The sequence below is a fragment of the Staphylococcus pasteuri genome (assembly GCF_030547725.1).
GTDB classification, from domain to species: Bacteria; Bacillota; Bacilli; order Staphylococcales; family Staphylococcaceae; genus Staphylococcus; species Staphylococcus pasteuri.
Window position 1 is genome coordinate 1 of record NZ_JAUOQO010000567.1, and the last position, 256, is coordinate 256.

The following is a 256-nucleotide window of genomic DNA, read 5'->3' on the forward strand; positions in this document are numbered from 1 at the left end:
CCGCGGGTTGGTCTTGCTCCAAAATAAACAAATCAATAAAGCTCTTGCCGCTGACTTGCTCCTTTAGAAAGCCAAAGATACGCTCCGATGCAGGGTTAAATTCTATAATTTTCCCCATCAGATCCACGGTAACAATGCTGTCCATCGACGAATCTAAAATCGCACTTTTACGCTTTTCACTGGATCTAAAGTCATTTATTGCCGTGTCGCGTTTAGAAATTTCTACACTTACGCGCTCAATCACTTGGTTATATTG

Annotated in this window: 1 protein-coding gene; it reads right to left on the reverse strand. The window is 41.8% G+C overall.

The window, feature by feature from the left end; genetic code table 11:
• Nucleotides 1-256 (reverse strand): PAS domain S-box protein (locus Q4528_RS14750; RefSeq protein WP_303522413.1); only part of this gene is annotated, 256 nt, incomplete at both ends.